Source organism: Nocardia jinanensis (genome assembly GCF_014645735.1).
GTDB lineage: Bacteria > Actinomycetota > Actinomycetes > Mycobacteriales > Mycobacteriaceae > Nocardia > Nocardia jinanensis.
The window spans coordinates 700,868-716,514 of sequence record NZ_BMMH01000002.1; the positions used below are offsets into that span (position 1 = coordinate 700,868).

Here is a 15,647-nt window from a genome sequence, read left to right on the forward strand (position 1 = left end):
GAGGTGGGTATGCACACGGCACCGCGATCGGCCGGACGGCGCCCACGATCGTGCCCTGCTCGACGGTGACGGTCGAGGCCGGCGGTCGGCGCGGCCGGATATCCGGTCCCTGGTGGCCAACATACAAGACCGGCAACGGTTCCCGGCCGACGCCGGGCTCGGCGTCGCAGGCGGCCGCACCGGCCCGGGGCCGATATCACCGGGGCAGATCACGAGAACTGCCGACGATACTTCCTAGTCGATGAGGTTTTCGCTCTTCAACCAGTCGTAGGCGACATCGGAGGGATCCTCGCCGTCGATATCGACGCGCCCGTTGAGCTCCTGCATGAGGTCGTCGGTAAGCAGGCCGGAGATCGTCGCGAGCAGCGGTGCCAACTCCGGGTAACGGTCGATGATCTCACCACGCACGACCGCTGTGCCGCTGTAGGGCAGGAAGAACTTCTTGTCGTCCTCGAGTACGACGAGGTTCAGATTCTTCACCCGGCCGTCGGTGGTGTAGATCATGCCGAAATTGCACGGGGCGCTCTTGGCGGTCGCCGTATAGACGACACCGGCGTCCATCCGCGTCACATTGCCCGCCGGGACACCGTTGGGATCGTTGTAGGGGATGCCGTACTTCTGCAGCATCGGGATGAAACCATCTGAGCGGCTGAAGAATTCGTCGTCGACGCAGAAGGTGCGGTCGCGGACCGGCAGCGCCGCGACATCGGAGAGGGATTTCACCCTCAGCCGTTCGGCGGCCGGCGTCGACGCGCCGAAAGCATAGGTGTCGTTGAAGTTGGCCGGGGGCAGCCATTCCAGGTCGTAGTCGCGTTTCTCGATCTCGTGCACGCGCTGCCAGAGTTCCTGGGGATCGGAGATCGTCTCGGTCTGGTTGTGGTAATTGACCCAACCGGTGCCGGTGTACTCCCAGAGAATATCGGCGTCGCCGTTGAGCTGGGCCTGCCGCGACGATGCCGAGCCCGGAGCCCCGGTGAGGTCGGTGACTCGGGCGCCGGCCGCGGCCAGATAGGTCGCGGTGATCTTGCCCAGCAGCACGCCTTCGGTGAAACTCTTCGATGTCACCACGAGTTCCGCACCGTCCAGCGGACGCTGCCCGTCCGGCAACCGCGCTTCGTGGAAGGTGCCCGACGAACTCACCAGCCCGCATCCGGCCAGCAGCGAGATCGCCGCGAGGAAGACCGAAATCGTGGTGACCAGCCGGGCCGGTGCCGTTCTCATGCCACACCTCGTGGGGTCGCGGCCAGTTCGACGAGTCGGCCCAGCCAGTCGATGGTCAATGCCAGGAGCCCGACCAGGATCGCGCCGGAGATGAGCAGTTTGGGCAGGAACAGAGTGACGCCGGTGGTGATCAGCGTACCGAGGCTGGTGGCACCGATGAACGTGCTCAGCGTCGCGGTGCCGACCAGGATGACCAGGGCGGTCCGCACACCGTTGAGGATCACCGGCACCGCCAGCGGCAGCTCCACCTGGAACAGGGTGCGGGTGCCGGAGTAGCCGATCCCGCGGGAGGCCTCGATGGTGCGCTGATCGACCTGCCGCAACCCGACGATCGTGTTCTGCAGAATCGGCAGGATCGCGTAGACGACCAGACCGACGATCGCGGTGCGGAATCCGGTGCCCAGCCAGAAGGTGAACAGGACCAGCAGACCGACCGCGGGCGCGGCCTGGCCGATATTGGCGATATTGACCGCGATCGGCTCGAATCGCTTCAGCGCGGGCCGAGTCAGCGCGATGCCCAGCGGAATAGCGATCACGACCACGATCACCGTGGCGACCACGGTCAGTTTGATGTGCTGCAGGATCGTGTTCTGTAGATTCGCCCAGCCCAGCGAGGCACTTTCGGTCTCGGTGAACGTCGTGGACCGGTACCACAGCAGATACCCGATGCCGATGACGGCGATGATGAGCGGTTCGAACCACACATCGATGGGCACGCGGCGCAGCCGGTTCATGACTGCGCGGCCGATCCGGGTTCGTCATCGGCGGCGACGACCGGAGTGGGCGCCGGGTCGGTGCCGTCCACATAGGTCACGTAGGACGGGACCTCGGCGTCGGCGCGCGCGTCGGCGAGCTTGTCCCGGATCACCTCGGTGACCGAGTCGATGCTCAGTGATCCGACCACCGCGCCGCGCCCGTCGGTGACCAGCGCGGCGCCCTGGCTGGTCGCGAGCATGGCGTCGAGCGCGTCGTTGAGGGTGGAGGACCGGGCGACGACGGGCAGCCGCCGATCGAGGAAGTCGGAGACCTCCGGTTTGGTCGCGAGTTCGGTCAGCGTAGGCCAGGACCGCGGCCGACCCGCGCTGTCCACGACGACCACCCAGCTGTGCCCGGCGGCCTTCGCGCGTTCGATCACCGCCGGTGCGGATTCGCCGATCCGGGCGGTGACCACCTTGTCGGACGTGACATCACGGACCCGGGACACGGTCAAATACGCCAGTTTCGCCCCGGATCCGACGAACTCCTCCACGAAGGGCGTAGCCGGGTCGGTGAGGATGTCCTCCGGGGGCGCGTACTGCTCCACATGCCCGCCCTCGGACAGGATGAGCACCTTGTCGCCGAGTTTGGTGGCCTCCTCGAAATCGTGGGTGACGATCACGATGGTCTTACCGAGTTCGTGCTGGATGGCGATCAGGCTGTCCTGGAGGCGCGCCCGGGTGATGGGGTCGACCGCGCCGAACGGCTCGTCCATGAGCAGGACCGGCGGATCCGCCGCGAGGGCGCGGGCCACGCCGACCCGCTGCTGCTGGCCGCCCGACATATCCTTCGGGAGCCGGTCGGCGAAGACGGCGGGGTCCAACCCGACCAGATCGAGCAGATATTCGGTGCGCTCGGCGACCCGTTTCTTGTCCCAGCCGAGGACCCGCGGGATAGCACCGACATTCTTGGCGACCGACCAGTGCGGGAAGAGCCCGCCGGATTGGATGACGTATCCGATCGACTGCCGCAGTTTGTCGGGATCCTCCCTGGTGACATCGCGGCCGTCGATGAAGATCCGGCCCTCGGTGGGTTCGATCAACCGGTTGATCATCTTGAGGGTGGTGGTCTTCCCACAACCGGACGGGCCCACGAACGCGACGATCTCGCCGGCGGGGATCTCCAGGTCGAGACGTTCCACGGCCGGCTTCTGCTGGCCCTTGAACCGTTTCACGACCGAGTCCAACGTGATCGATGCCCCGGTGACCGTACGTCCGGATGTCGTCGCCGCCGTCTCCCGGCCGGCCACAAAGTCGGTCATGGAGTCTCCTTCGAAGCGGGTACATACGAACCGCGGAGGCCGCAGCGAAGGCGGAGGTATCGCATCATGACAGTCCCTTTGCGATCGTGAGGCGTCCGAGCAGGACGAGTAGCGCGTCGAAGACCAACGCGATGATGACGATGAGAATGGTTCCGGTGAGCGCCATCTCGAGGGCGTTCGCGCCGCCGAGCCGGGACAGCCCGTTGAAGATCAGTGACCCGAGACCGGGTCCGAGGACGTAGGCGACGATGGCCGCGACACCGACGATCATCTGAGTGGACACTCTGATTCCGGTGAGGATCACCGGCCAGGCGATGGGCAGTTCCACGGTCACCAGAATGCGTAATCGCGAAAAGCCGATCCCCCGGGCGGATTCGACAACCGAAGCCGGTACCGAACGCAATCCGACGATCGCGTTACCGATCACCGGCAGGGCCGCGAAGAACGCCAGCATGATGAACGACGGCGTGACGCCGAGACCGAACGGGACCAGCAACAACGCCAGCAGCGCCAGTGACGGGATGGTCAGCGCGACCCGGCTGGAGGTCAGCGACAGCGCGGACAGCAGCGGTAACCGGTACACCGCCACGGCGATGAGCACAGCGACAACAGTGCCGACCAGAACCGTCTGGAATGCCAGAGAGGCATGCTGATAGGTGAGGAACGTGAGCAGCTCCCCCCGCCCTCGGATATAGCTCCATAGATTCACGGGACTCCCCTCGTCGGCCGGAAATCGTGCGGCGCCCGTCCATGTGCGGTCATCGGACACGCAAGCTGTCAAAGACTAATCGAAACCGGGCGGTCGATTCAGGACGGCGCGCGGCGACCGGCGTACCCGGCCGCCGCGGCGGCGCGAATACCCGGCCGCTACCGGCGCAAATGCGATACCGCGAAATGCTGTCCACCATTTCGCTCATGACGAGTTCGAAACCGGTTCCGTGGCAGTGGACGAATGCGGCGACCAGCCGGGGTGCGGACACCGGGCGGATGCCTTTCCGGCGAACCGGCGACGGCAACCGGTTCGGGCCGCGAACAACCGTTGTCTCGAGGCCGCCTTCGAATCCACTGTGGAACAGACATTTCCGCGACGAACGGAACATCGGTCGACCGCGAAGGCTATGCCGCGCGGGTCAACTGGTCAACGGCGGAGTAGTACTCGGCGTCACCGGCGATGACGGTGCTCTGTGCACCGTCGACTCCCACCGGGACGCCACCGGCCAGGGTGATCCGGGTCAGCCGGCGGTGCTCGCTGCCGTCGTAGTCGTCGATCGCGTAGTGCTGGGTGGCGCGGTTGTCCCAGATCGCGACATCGCCCAGCTCCCAGTTCCAGCGAGTGGTGTTCTCCAGCCGGGTGATGCGGTCCTGGAACAACCGGAACAGCGCCTGCGATTCACTATCGGACAGGCCGACGAAATGCTTCACGAAACCGCCGAGCAACAGCGCCCGTTCCCCGGTCTCCGGATGGACTTCCACCACCGGATGCTCGGTTTCGAAATAGCTCGACTCGAATTCGCGCCGGTACGCGGTGGCGCCCTCGTCGGGATTGTCCTCGGCGGTGGCGGCGTAGTCGTAGAGGTTGGTGTGCCGCGCCCGCAGGCTCTCGGCCAGCCGCTCGAGCGGTTCCGGGAGTGAGTTGTAGGCGGCGACCGTCGAGGCCCAGGTGGTCGAGCCGCCGTAGCTGGGCAGTACGACCGCGCGCAGGATGGATGCCTTCGGGACCCGATCGACGAAAGTGACATCGGTGTGCCAGCTGTTGGACCGGCCCAGGCGCGAATCGATGGCCAGGCTCTTCACCCCCGCCGATCGGACGGTGGGATGCGGGGTCGTCGGGCTGCCGAGCAGTTCGGCGAACTCGTACTGTCCGTCCTCGGTGAGATGGTCCTGACCGCGGAAGAAGATCACCTTGTGCTCGGCGAGCGCGGCGCGGATGTCGGCGACGGCCGCCGGGGCGAGGTCCCCACCCAGGCGGACCCCGTCGATCCGCGCACCGATATGGGTACCGAGCTTGGTCACCTGCACAGTGGTGGCGGTGTCAAGGGTGTCGACGGACATATCCGGGGCCTTTCGCTCGAACCTGACTCTCCGTCGGATGGAACCACCGTTCGACCGGCACGCCCAGGGTTTCGGTCACCAGGATCGCAATCCGCAGCCACCCAGCGAACCCGCCCTCTCTCCGCTCGGGGAGGTATCGCCAGGCCGCAGTGGCACCTTCCGCGCAGACCACAGCAGTGCGCCGCGCCGACGGACCACAGAATGCGGGCCTCGGGCGGACGCAGCCGGCGAGCACCCCGCCGGCGAAGTCTGTGTGCCCCGGACGAGAGATATCGAGATGGTTCCTCGCCGAGGAACCGCTGCTCCGCGCGCCCCACCTCTATGACAACGACACCTCCTACGGACTCGCCGCCGGGGAACCGCGACGCCGGTACGGCCGCCGCGGAAGAGGCGGGGGTAGTACGCCGCACCCGTGCGGACCGATGACCGGCGGGCACGGCACAGCGACGCATCCGACGGTCCCGCCCGTACCCGCGCAACCGTCCTAGGCTGAGGCCGTGACCACCCCTGGTTCTCCTTCCGATCGTCCGGGTGACCCCGCCCCCTCTCCGACGGGTGTCGGACGCACCGCGCTCATGGTCGCCGCCGGGCGAGCCGCCGAATCGGCGCGCGAGGAGCCCCTGTTCGTCGACCCCTACGCCGCCGACTTCGTGGCCGCCGGCGGGATGGAAGAAGAATCCATCGGCACCGACGCTGCCACGCGGGAATGGGACTCGTTCAGCAGTTACCTACCCGTACGCACTCGCTTCTTCGACGATTACCTCCTCGATGCCACCCGCACCGTCCGGCAGGTCGTGATCATCGCGGCCGGGCTGGACACCCGGGCCTTCCGGCTTCCGATCACACCGGAGGTCACCGTGTACGAACTGGACACTCCGGAAATGCTGGCTTTCAAACAGCAGGTCCTCGACGCGCGGGGGGCGCAACCGGCCGGGCGCCGGGCGCCGGTGCCGGTCGATCTCCGGGAGGATTGGGGTAGCCCGCTGGCCGCGGCGGGATTCGAGCCGTCGATTCCCTCGGCGTGGCTCGTCGAGGGACTGCTCAGCTATCTGAGCCCCGAGCACAACGACCGATTGCTGTCCGGTATCAGCGACCGATCGGCCGCCGGGAGCCGGCTGTCGATGGAATACCTGAGCGTGGACGCGGTCGCGCTGATGGCCACCACGGTCACCGGCGAATTCGGCACGGAGCTGCAAGCGATGTGGCGGGGCGGCGGTGTCGCCGAGCCGGCGCAGCCCTGGCTCGACCGGCACGGCTGGGATGCCGAGACCTTCGATACCTACGAACGGGCCGCCGCCTACCACCGGGAAATGCCGCCGCCCGGTGATCCCGACCTCGACCGTTTCGCCGATGAGGCCCGCAACGGTCTGGTCGTCGCGCGACGACGCTGAGCGGTCCGCGCGGCCTGCGCGCGGGGCCGGGCACCGGCGATCAGACCAGGGGTTTGCCCAGCGCGCGACGCCGCCGCATATCGGCGAGATGTTTATCGAGCGGGTAGAGCCGCCATCGTTCTGGGCCCAGTCGCATCACCGCACCGATCGCGCGCATGATCACCACGAAGACACGCTGTCGCCACGGTCCCCAGGCCAGCCCCAGTTCGTCGCGGTAACGCTGGGGTAGGAAACCGGTGGTGAAGAACCGGTTCACCGGCCCGAACAGGACCCGTTCGGCGCGACCGTACGGCCCGAGGCCGACGACCTGGTCCAGTAGATACCGTTTCACCTCGTCGTCGATCGAGATCTGCGCGGATCTCGACTCCCAGTATTCGGCGAACGCGGCCCGGTCGGCCGGCCACATCTCCGGGCGGACCTGCAGGGTGGTCCCGAATCTGCTCGATTCGAGGTACAGCTCATCGGCGTAGTCGTCGTCGAGCGGACCGTAGAGGTACTGGAGCGAGTCGACGACGCCGCGATAGATACAGGCAGCAACCCACAGTTGCAGTTCCGGATCGAACGCGTTGTATTTCACCGCACTACCCGGCCGGGAGCGCACGTGGCGGTGCGAGGTGTTCGTCGCCTCGCGATAGGCGGCGCGCTCCTCGTCGGTGCCCAGCATGGCCACCGCGAGATAGGTCAACGTCGTCCGGCCCCGTTTACGCGGGTGCAGATCGAAACGGCCGCTGTCCACCGTGCTTTCCACGACACCGCGGCCGACCGGCGCCTGGCTCAGCTGCATCACCACGTTGGCCGGACCACCGAGCAGAGCGGCGGGACCCGCGAGGTATTTCCGGCGCCCGGCCTCCTCCGGCAGGTCGGTGCTCGATGCCGGTGACACTGGGCGCGACATAGGACCTCCATGCAATACTGATAGATATTCTGCTCCATTCTCTCACACTCGACAGCCGGCCTGCTCGCTCTTCTGGAGGTGCCCCATGCCGACGAACCTGCCCGCGCCCGGCGCGATGCTGCGTTCGGTGACCGAACCGCTGGCCGCGGTGGCCGTCCTGCGCCGCCGCGGGATGCTGGATCCGAAGCGTCCCGACGAGCTGATCCGGACCATCCGCGACGCTCGGGTCCACGGGCCGTTCGTCACCGTGCTCCGACATGCCACGCGCCGCGACGGCACGGCCGATGCGATCGTCGACGAACGCGGCGCCCTCACCTTCGCTCAGCTCGACGAGCAGTCGAACGCGCTGGCCCGCGGGCTCGCCGCGCACGGAATCGGAGCCGGATCCGTGGTGGCGGCACTGTGCCGCGACCATCGCGGCATGGTGCTCACCCTGCTCGCCGCGGGGAAACTGGGCGCCCGCGCCGTCCTGATGAACACCGGTTTCGCCGGACCCCAGCTCGCCGATGTCGCCCGGCGCGAGAATGTCGGCGCGCTCCTGCTCGACGCGGAGTTCACCGGTCTGCTCGAGGCGATCCCGGGCACCACTGCGCGCTTCCTCACCTGGGGCGCCTCCGGCGATACCGCGGTCACCACGATCGACTCGCTCATCGCGGCGAACTCCACCGCGAAACTGGCACCACCACCGCATCCGGGTAGCACCGTGATCCTGACCAGCGGTACCACGGGAACTCCCAAAGGCGCTCCCCGCGATAAGGTTTCACCCCTGCAATCGGCACAGTTCCTCGCTCGGATCCCCCTCCCCCGTGACGATACGATGGTGATGGCCGCGCCTATCTTCCACGGCACCGGACTGTCCCAGTTCACCCTGGGCTGGGCGCTCGGCAACAAGATCGTGTTCCGGCAGGGCAGGTTCGACCCGCAGGCGATACTCGCCGATATCGCCGCACATCGCGCCGCGAGTCTGGTCGTCGTGCCGACGATGTTGCAGCGCATCATCGACCTCGGACCCGAGGCGCTCGCCCGGTACGACACGTCGTCACTGCGAGTAATCTTCTCGGCCGGCTCCCCGGTCTCCCCGGACCTCGGCCGCCGGACGGCCGAAGCATTCGGCGAGGTGCTCTACAACCTGTACGCCTCGACCGAGGTCGCCGTCGCGGCGGTGGCGACACCGCGGGATATGCGGGACGCTCCCGGTACGGTCGGCAAACCGCCGGTCGGCTGCCGGGTGGCGCTCTACGACGAACAACGCAACCGGATCACCGAACCGGGAACCGTGGGCACGATTTTCGTATCCAGCGGGCTGAGTTTCGGTGGCTACACCGACGGCCGGCACAAGGAGATCGTCGACGGCCTGTTGTCCAGCGGAGACGTAGGACATTTCGATGCCGAGGGCCGCCTGTTCATCGACGGCCGCGACGACGACATGATCGTCTCCGGCGGCGAGAATGTCTTTCCGCTGGAGGTGGAGAATCTGCTCGTCGAGCGATCCGACGTTCTGGAAGCGGCGGTGGTGGGCGTCCCCGATCGCGATTTCGGTACCCGGTTACGGGCCTTCGTCGTCCCTGCGGCGGGGGCCGCCCTCGGCGAGGAGGATATCCGTGACTACGTCAAGGCGAATCTCGCCCGCCACAAAGTACCCCGCGATGTGATCTTCCTCGACGAGCTCCCGCGCAACGCGACCGGCAAGCTGATGCGGCGGCATCTGGAGAACACCGGCGAACCCGGAACCCTGCCGTCGACCGCAGCGAATCCGGACTGAAACCTCTCCTGTTCCGGCCCAGCAGCGCGGACCGGCCTGCCGCGTCACCCGCGCCGGTCGAGCGGAACCACGGCGATCTCCTTGGGCTCACAGGTAGGCGAACCGGCCGGGACGGCGGCGGCGCTCACCGGCGTGCCGGTCCGGCCGTCCACCAACCGGACGGCGGGACCGGCCGGGTCGGTGAGATGGCGTTCGCCCCACTGCATCAGGCCGACGATCACGGGGTAGAGCTCCCGCGCTTTCTCGGTCGGCCGGTACTCGAATCGCTCGCGCTGCCCCTCCGCGCGATACGGGCCAGGGCCGCGATACGGGCCACCCGCGCGAACCCGGAGCCGGGCCACAGTTCCCTCGGCGAATTTCAGGCCGCGAGGTCGTGGTCCGGACGCCGTCGATTGGCGTACCGGTCCACGTATTGCTGACCGGTCCGGGCGGCGATGGTCCGCATCAGCGTATCGGTCGCCCTACGGGTCCCGTGCGAACCGGAGGTCCGATACGCGGTCAGGTCGAGCGGCGGCAGGATCTCCAGTACCACCCGGCGGCGCCACCACGGGCGCGCCGGGTCGGGACCGGTACCTGTGATGGCCACCGGAAGCACAGGCACACCCGTAGCCATCGCGACCCGGACCACCCCGGTGTGCCCGCGATAGAGCCGGCCGTCCGGCGACCTCGTCCCTTCCGGATGGATTCCCCATACGCCGCCGCGTTCGATGATTCCGGCGGCCGCGGTGAGCGCGGGCGTGGAGCCGGGCCCACCCCGGCGATCGACCCTGATCTGCCCCACACCGCGGAAGAACCAGCGCTGGGCCAGCCCGAGCGGACCCGGGCGATCGAAGTAATCCGATTTGGCGAGAAAGAACACCTGCCGGCGCAGCGCCCGGGTCAGATAGAAGGAGTCCAGTACCGCCAAGTGGTTGGCGGCAACGATATAGGGCCCGCGCGGCGGCAGGTGTTCGCGCCCTTTCACTTCGGGCCGGCCGATCAACCAGAGCACAGGCCCGATCAGGACATACCGGCACAGGCGATAGCAGAACGCGGTCCACAGCGACATAGACATTGTCTACCGCACCGGGTAGACAATGTCTATGTGAGTGTCAGTCAAACCAGAGAAGCCCTGGTGCAGGCCGGTATCGACCTGCTCGAGGAAACCGGCTCGACCGAGATAGGCCTCCGGGAGATCGCGCGGCGGGCCGGCGTCTCCCACGGTGCGCCCCGCCGCTGGTTTCCGACACACAAGGCCTTGCTCGGGGCAGTCGCCGACGTGGGATTGCGCGATCTGGCCCGAGCACTGGCCGCGGCCGGCGCCTCCGGCGATACTTCCGACATCACCGGATGGGCCAGGGCCTATATCGAATTCGCGTGGGCCAGACCGGCGATGTTCACGCTGATATTCCGCCACGACCTGCTAGAGGGTTCCGGCGCCGGTCTGCGCTCGGTGTCCAAGCCGCTGTTCGACCGCCTCGTCGGGCGGGTGCGCACGACCCGCGCGGATCCCGATCCGCTCACCACCGCGACGGCACTGTGGGTCGGCGTGCACGGTATCGCGGTACTGTCCACCACCGGCGCCCTCACGCTGGCCGCTCCCGGCGTGGATATCGACGAACTGATCCGGCGGGTGCTGCGGAACACGCTCGGATGAACCACCGCCGCGGCGCGATCCGGGGATCGCGCCACGGTTGCCTCCGTCGCCTATCCGAGCCCCCGGCGCGACGGCACGATTCCGTAGCCGAGTTCGAGAACGCCGGCGCTCGGCGGCCAGAACAGGCCGATGGATCCGACCGCCGCACCGCCGGCGCGTTCCAGCACAATGCGATGACCGAAGCGATCCAGCCATTCGGGCCGATCGGCGAGGGCTTCGGCTATATCGACTGCGCACGGATCGGCTGCCGACATCAGCCGGGCACTCCCCCGCGCAGCAAGGTATTTGCGCGGCCGGGACACGCTCCGGCTCCGGTGGCCTGTTCACCACGCACCCGATGCCGGGAGCCGCACACCGCCGGGCCGCGGCATCTGTGATGCTGACCCGCGCCGAGGCCGGCGGCACCGACCCGGAGGCGGTACACGGAATCCGGCTGCTGCTCGATACGGCAGAGCGGACTGGTCACACCTCCGCGGAGGGAGCCGAATACTTCTCCCGGAGTTCGGTTTTGAGGACCTTGCCGCTGGCGTTACGCGGTAGTTCGGCGACCACCACTGTCGCCCTGGGGCATTTGTAAGCTGCCAGCCGGGCCCGGGCGAATGCCTCGACACCCGCGGCCGTGGGCGGGTCGGCGGGATCGGCCGGCACGATCACGGCCAGCGGCGTCTCGCCCCATTTGGTATGCGGTACCCCGATCAACGCTATATCGGCGACTCCGGGATGGCCGGCCAGCACATTCTCCACCTCGGCGCAGTAGATGTTCTCCCCACCGGAGATGATCATGTCCTTCTTCCGGTCGACGACGTACAGATATCCGTCCTCGTCCTGCCGGACCAGATCACCGGAGTGGAACCAGCCACCCGCGAATGCCTCCGCCGTCGCCTCCGGTTTGTTCCAGTACTCCCGCATCACCGTCGGTCCCCGGTAGACGATCTCGCCGACCGCTCCGGGGGCCACCTCGTTCATCTCGTCGTCGACAATCCTGACCTCGACATTCAGGATCGGGGTGCCGACCGAGCCGATCTTGCGGATAGCGTCCTCACCGCGCAGCGTGCAGGTGACCGGGCTGCATTCGGTCTGCCCGAACGCGGTCGACACCGAGGCCTGCGGGAAGGTCTCGATCATCGTGCGCAACAGGGTTGTCGACGCCAGCGCCGCACCCCAGGAGATATGTCGTAGGGCGGACAGATCGTAGTTCGCGATACCCGGGAGCGCGCAGATCGCCTGCCACTGCGCCGGCACGAAGAAACAGCTGGATACGCGTTCACGCGCGAGCAGCTCGACGGAAGCGGCCGGATCGAAACCGCCGGAGGGGGTGATCACGAACGTGCCACCGGGCAGCAAGCACATCAGATAACTGGACAGACCCGCGATATGGAAAAGTGGCGCGCCGTTCAACGCGACCCGGTCGTCACCGGATACGCCCTGGTGCACGGCGACACTGAAGGCGTGCAACATCAGGTTGTCGTGGGTGAGTACCGCCCCTTTGGGCCGGCCGGTCGTGCCCGAGGTGTACATGATGTAGGCCGGTTCGCGATCGTCCACGGCCGCGGCCGCGTATACGGGATCCGCGGCGCGCAGCACCGCCTCGTAGTCCTCACCGTATTCGCCGTCACCGCCACCGATCACCAGACAGGTTCGCAACTCAGGGGTTTCCCGGCGGGCCTCGGCCAGCCCGGTCGCGAACCCCGCGTCGACGATCGCCGCTTTCGCACCGGAATCAGCCAGCAGGTAGGCGATCTCCCCGGCCACCAGGCGGAAATTGATCGGGACACCGATCGCGCCGAGGCGGTTGGTGGCCAGGAAGGTCTCCACGACCTCCATCGAGTTCAGGCCGAGGACGGCGACCCGGTCCCCGGTGCCGATACCGCGCGCCCGCAGGGCGTCGGCCAGCCGGGAGACCCGCTCGTCCAGCTCCCGGTAACTACGGGAGGCGCCCGCGAACCGCAGGGCCGCGGTGCCGGGGATCTTGCGGGCATGGCGCGCCAGCTGATCGCCGGCGGTCATTCCTCGAGATATCGGGTGTGCGCTACTGGCCATGGTGGGCTCCACATCTCGGGTCGAACAGATGCGAAGCGTACGCCGCGCGCCCGGTGCGGTGGATCGCATTCGGCATACCTGCCCATGATGCCCGTCAGGACGATACCGTGCGCCCCGCCGACCCCACCGGTAACCGGCCGGTGACCACCAGCAGCAATTCCCCGATCGGCGCCGGCACCGCCGCGCCGGTCCCGGCCGACCACTCCGTATCGGTCGCGACCAGGCGGTGGCCCGCCAGCGCCCGCTGGGCGTGAAATGGCCGCCCCATCTGCCAGACTCGTTCGACGGCCCAGCGTGTAGCGTCCACCGGCATCACCCGGCGCAGGCCCAGCGGGACCGCGATGTCCTGGCCGTGCACCAGCAGATCCATCAAACGGTCTAGGGCGGTGGTGCCCACCGGGGTATGCCGTAGATCGACGACGGCGCGTAATTCGGCGACGAGGGTTTCGGGCGATCTGTGCTCGGCATATCGGACAGCGGTCGTGAAACTCATCCGGTCGAGATTCCCGCGAGCCCGCAGCAGTTCCCACAGCACCTGCCCGACCCCGGCGCGCGAGGTGAGCAGGACATGGCCGACGACATCGCGGATACGCCAGCCCGCACACCAGGAACTCCGGTCCCATTGCGCTGCGGACAGACCTTCCAGCATGTCGGCCAGACTCGCGCGTTCGGCGGCGACGGCCGCCCAGACGAGTTCGTCGGCGACGATATCGGTGCCCATTCTCCGTACCTCCTGTGCTCGATCGCTTCCGGTACCGTAGGAGCTCCACCCGGGTGGAGGTTCCAGCAGAAGTGGTATACATCACAGATCTCCGGGGCGCAGTAAGCATCGGAGAGGCGTCCCGGCGCACCGGCGTCCCGGTGCGGACCATCCGGTTCTACTGCGACGAGGGCATTCTGGTGGCGCACCGGTCCAGCGGCGGCCACCGGGTTTTCACGGCGGACGCCCTCGCTCGACTGACGCTGATCCGGCGGTTGCGCACGGTAGGTCTCGGGCTGTCCGATATCGCCGGGGTACTCGACGACGAGGGCACCACCCGTGACACCGTCGCTCGCGAGCGGGCGAGCGTGGAAGCCGAACTGGATGCCCTGGCGTGGCGGCACGCGGTACTCCGCGCTCTCGAAGGCGCCTCCGACGGGGAACGGCCGGATGTGCTCGCACGACTCGCCGGCGTCGCCGAGCGCGGTGTCGCGCGCGATGTGCTCGTCACCTTCTGGCGCCGGATCCTGGCCACGATGCCGCCCGGGCTGTTCGATGATTTCGTGGAGATGGACATCCCGCCGGTCCCCGCGGTGCCCACGGCCGGCCATGTTCTCGCCGTCGCCGAGCTGACCGCCCTGGCCCGGACCCCGGAGGTAGCGCACGAGGTATCCCGCCGGCTGTGGTTGTCGGATCGGGGGTCGGTCCGCGACGAGCGGGCACTGATCGTCGAACTGGCGGCCGCTTATGGACAGGCCGGGCAACGGGTGTTCGCCGGGGACGATCCGGAACCGGGCCCGGAACTGGACCTTTTCGTCGCCGCACACGCGTCGGCACGCGGATACCGCGATTCCCCGGCGTTCCGCCACCGGTTGGCCATCGCCGGGGTGGGCCACCCCGCGGTCGCCCGCTACTGGGCGCTGACCGCCGAGGCACTCGGCACCCGGAACACCACCGGCGCGACCGAGAACTGGCTGCACACCGCTCTCACGCTTTCCCTCGAACCGGAAGGGTCGTGATCGGAGCCGTTGCGAAGACATCGCGCCGCAGGAACCGGGTTCCTGCGGCGCGATGGGGGCCGGGCGTCAGATGCCCGGGCGCGGTACATCCCCGCGCCAGGCACCGCTCTCCCGCGGCCGGGATTCGATGAACTCCTTGAAACGTTCGAGGTCGCCCTTGACCCGGCGATCCAGGATGCCGAGTTTGTCGGCGGCGTTCTCGACGAAACCCTCCGGGTCGATATCCAGCTGGGTGATCACCCGGGTGGTCGCGTCATCGATGCGATGGAAGGTCACCACACCGGCGTGTCCCGGACCGCTGTCCGAACGCCACGCCACCCGCTCTTCCGGATGCTGTTCGGTGATGGTGGCGTCGAATTCGCGATCCGCCGGACCGATCTTGATCTTCCAGTGCGTGTGGGTGTTGTCGATCTGGTCGACTCGTTCGACACCCTCCATGAAGTTCGGGAACGACTCGAACTGCGTCCACTGGTTGTAAGCAGTACGGATCGGTACCTGGACCTCGGTCGAAGCGGTGACAGTGCTCATGGGACAACCTCCCTCGGGCCCGGATCACCCACACCCGCCGTGGGTTTCAGCGGGCGCGGCCGTCCGGGACAGTCGGCTTCGGTACACGGAGCGGCTACCCGGGGTCCGGCGGCACAAACACGGGCGCCGGAAATCGTCTCGGTGGATTGATCGAGCGAAATCGGGGAAGCCGGTATCCGACAGGTACACAAACTCTTTCGAGGAGGTGGACCGTGAGCACCGTCGCCACGACACACAAGGACCATCGACAGGCCGGTGTACTGACACCGCGCTTCGAACGTCCGGGTCCCGCGCGCTCACTGCTGATCGTCTGGGTGATCCTCATGGCCGCCGTCAGTCTGGCGCTGGCCCTGCTCTGACCGATCGCCCCACGCCGGCGGACGGGG

At 67.6% G+C, this 15,647-nt stretch carries 17 protein-coding genes; 5 read left to right on the forward strand and 12 right to left on the reverse strand.

Annotated elements, in window-relative coordinates; translation table 11 throughout:
• Window positions 1–234 precede the first annotated feature (234 nt).
• From IEY68_RS07725 to IEY68_RS07745, 5 genes are all read right to left on the reverse strand, one after another.
• A complete protein-coding gene (locus IEY68_RS07725; RefSeq protein WP_062996625.1) occupies window positions 235–1,221 on the reverse strand; it encodes a glycine betaine ABC transporter substrate-binding protein in 987 nt (328 codons plus the stop codon).
• Window positions 1,218–1,955 (reverse strand): ABC transporter permease, encoded by a 738-nt coding sequence (locus IEY68_RS07730; RefSeq protein WP_189094111.1) that lies wholly within the window; start codon window positions 1,953–1,955, stop codon window positions 1,218–1,220. Before IEY68_RS07730 ends, IEY68_RS07725 begins: the two co-directional genes overlap by 4 nt.
• A complete protein-coding gene (locus tag IEY68_RS07735) occupies window positions 1,952–3,238 on the reverse strand; it encodes an ABC transporter ATP-binding protein (RefSeq protein WP_062996621.1) in 1,287 nt (428 codons plus the stop codon). The genes IEY68_RS07730 and IEY68_RS07735 overlap by 4 nt, the downstream gene beginning before the upstream one ends.
• Before the next feature lie 64 nt (window positions 3,239–3,302).
• Window positions 3,303–3,947, reverse strand: coding sequence for an ABC transporter permease (locus IEY68_RS07740; protein ID WP_062996819.1), 645 nt, complete (start codon window positions 3,945–3,947; stop codon window positions 3,303–3,305).
• A 407-nt stretch (window positions 3,948–4,354) separates the two neighbouring features.
• Window positions 4,355–5,290, reverse strand: a complete 936-nt coding sequence (locus IEY68_RS07745; RefSeq protein ID WP_062996619.1) for a TauD/TfdA dioxygenase family protein — start codon at window positions 5,288–5,290, stop codon at window positions 4,355–4,357.
• Window positions 5,291–5,787: 497 nt separating this feature from the next.
• On the opposite strand from IEY68_RS07745, the gene IEY68_RS07750 reads away from it, so the two are divergent.
• On the forward strand, window positions 5,788–6,681 hold the full coding sequence (locus tag IEY68_RS07750; protein WP_189094112.1) for an SAM-dependent methyltransferase: 894 nt from the start codon (window positions 5,788–5,790) through the stop codon (window positions 6,679–6,681).
• A gap of 40 nt (window positions 6,682–6,721) precedes the next feature.
• Here IEY68_RS07750 and IEY68_RS07755 read toward each other — a convergent pair whose 3' ends face one another.
• A complete protein-coding gene (locus tag IEY68_RS07755) occupies window positions 6,722–7,576 on the reverse strand; it encodes an oxygenase MpaB family protein (protein ID WP_062996615.1) in 855 nt (284 codons plus the stop codon).
• Window positions 7,577–7,661: 85 nt separating this feature from the next.
• On the opposite strand from IEY68_RS07755, the gene IEY68_RS07760 reads away from it, so the two are divergent.
• A complete protein-coding gene (locus IEY68_RS07760) occupies window positions 7,662–9,338 on the forward strand; it encodes an acyl-CoA synthetase (protein WP_062996613.1) in 1,677 nt (558 codons plus the stop codon).
• A 44-nt stretch (window positions 9,339–9,382) separates the two neighbouring features.
• On the opposite strand, the gene IEY68_RS07765 is transcribed toward IEY68_RS07760, so the two are convergent.
• Both IEY68_RS07765 and IEY68_RS07770 read right to left on the reverse strand, forming a co-directional pair.
• Window positions 9,383–9,679, reverse strand: coding sequence for a winged helix-turn-helix transcriptional regulator (locus IEY68_RS07765; protein ID WP_062996611.1), 297 nt, complete (start codon window positions 9,677–9,679; stop codon window positions 9,383–9,385).
• A gap of 17 nt (window positions 9,680–9,696) precedes the next feature.
• Window positions 9,697–10,386 (reverse strand): lysophospholipid acyltransferase family protein, encoded by a 690-nt coding sequence (locus IEY68_RS07770; RefSeq protein WP_062996609.1) that lies wholly within the window; start codon window positions 10,384–10,386, stop codon window positions 9,697–9,699.
• A gap of 36 nt (window positions 10,387–10,422) precedes the next feature.
• On the opposite strand from IEY68_RS07770, the gene IEY68_RS07775 reads away from it, so the two are divergent.
• Window positions 10,423–10,974: a TetR/AcrR family transcriptional regulator gene (locus IEY68_RS07775; RefSeq protein WP_062996607.1), complete on the forward strand. Its 552-nt coding sequence runs from the start codon at window positions 10,423–10,425 to the stop codon at window positions 10,972–10,974.
• 50 nt (window positions 10,975–11,024) lie between these two features.
• Here the strand turns inward: IEY68_RS07775 and IEY68_RS07780 are convergent, their stop codons facing one another.
• From IEY68_RS07780 to IEY68_RS07790, 3 genes are all read right to left on the reverse strand, one after another.
• Window positions 11,025–11,228, reverse strand: a complete 204-nt coding sequence (locus IEY68_RS07780) for a GNAT family N-acetyltransferase (protein ID WP_062996605.1) — start codon at window positions 11,226–11,228, stop codon at window positions 11,025–11,027.
• Between the two features lie 208 nt (window positions 11,229–11,436).
• A complete protein-coding gene (locus IEY68_RS07785) occupies window positions 11,437–13,044 on the reverse strand; it encodes a long-chain-fatty-acid--CoA ligase (protein WP_373292951.1) in 1,608 nt (535 codons plus the stop codon).
• Between the two features lie 64 nt (window positions 13,045–13,108).
• On the reverse strand, window positions 13,109–13,735 hold the full coding sequence (locus IEY68_RS07790; RefSeq protein ID WP_062996599.1) for a maleylpyruvate isomerase family mycothiol-dependent enzyme: 627 nt from the start codon (window positions 13,733–13,735) through the stop codon (window positions 13,109–13,111).
• Window positions 13,736–13,806: 71 nt separating this feature from the next.
• Here IEY68_RS07790 and IEY68_RS07795 point away from each other — a divergent pair, with 71 nt between their 5' ends.
• Window positions 13,807–14,733, forward strand: coding sequence for a MerR family transcriptional regulator (locus tag IEY68_RS07795; RefSeq protein ID WP_229718655.1), 927 nt, complete (start codon window positions 13,807–13,809; stop codon window positions 14,731–14,733).
• Window positions 14,734–14,799: 66 nt separating this feature from the next.
• Here the strand turns inward: IEY68_RS07795 and IEY68_RS07800 are convergent, their stop codons facing one another.
• Window positions 14,800–15,261 carry an SRPBCC family protein gene (locus tag IEY68_RS07800; RefSeq protein WP_062996595.1) on the reverse strand — a complete coding sequence of 154 codons (462 nt, stop codon included), beginning with the start codon at window positions 15,259–15,261 and terminating at the stop codon, window positions 14,800–14,802.
• A gap of 212 nt (window positions 15,262–15,473) precedes the next feature.
• On the opposite strand from IEY68_RS07800, the gene IEY68_RS07805 reads away from it, so the two are divergent.
• Window positions 15,474–15,620 carry a hypothetical protein gene (locus IEY68_RS07805; protein ID WP_189094115.1) on the forward strand — a complete coding sequence of 49 codons (147 nt, stop codon included), beginning with the start codon at window positions 15,474–15,476 and terminating at the stop codon, window positions 15,618–15,620.
• Window positions 15,621–15,647: the final 27 nt, after the last annotated feature.

What these genes read in the sequence shown, in the direction of transcription:
- IEY68_RS07725 (WP_062996625.1), bottom strand. Translation starts at nt 1,221, where the DNA reads ATGAGAACGGCACCGGCCCGGCTGGTCACCACGATTTCGGTCTTCCTC.
- IEY68_RS07730 (WP_189094111.1), bottom strand. Translation starts at nt 1,955, where the DNA reads ATGAACCGGCTGCGCCGCGTGCCCATCGATGTGTGGTTCGAACCGCTC.
- IEY68_RS07735 (WP_062996621.1), bottom strand. Translation starts at nt 3,238, where the DNA reads ATGACCGACTTTGTGGCCGGCCGGGAGACGGCGGCGACGACATCCGGA.
- IEY68_RS07745 (WP_062996619.1), bottom strand. Translation starts at nt 5,290, where the DNA reads ATGTCCGTCGACACCCTTGACACCGCCACCACTGTGCAGGTGACCAAG.
- IEY68_RS07755 (WP_062996615.1), bottom strand. Translation starts at nt 7,576, where the DNA reads ATGTCGCGCCCAGTGTCACCGGCATCGAGCACCGACCTGCCGGAGGAG.
- IEY68_RS07760 (WP_062996613.1), top strand. Translation starts at nt 7,662, where the DNA reads ATGCCGACGAACCTGCCCGCGCCCGGCGCGATGCTGCGTTCGGTGACC.
- IEY68_RS07770 (WP_062996609.1), bottom strand. Translation starts at nt 10,386, where the DNA reads ATGTCGCTGTGGACCGCGTTCTGCTATCGCCTGTGCCGGTATGTCCTG.
- IEY68_RS07780 (WP_062996605.1), bottom strand. Translation starts at nt 11,228, where the DNA reads ATGTCGGCAGCCGATCCGTGCGCAGTCGATATAGCCGAAGCCCTCGCC.
- IEY68_RS07790 (WP_062996599.1), bottom strand. Translation starts at nt 13,735, where the DNA reads ATGGGCACCGATATCGTCGCCGACGAACTCGTCTGGGCGGCCGTCGCC.
- IEY68_RS07800 (WP_062996595.1), bottom strand. Translation starts at nt 15,261, where the DNA reads ATGAGCACTGTCACCGCTTCGACCGAGGTCCAGGTACCGATCCGTACT.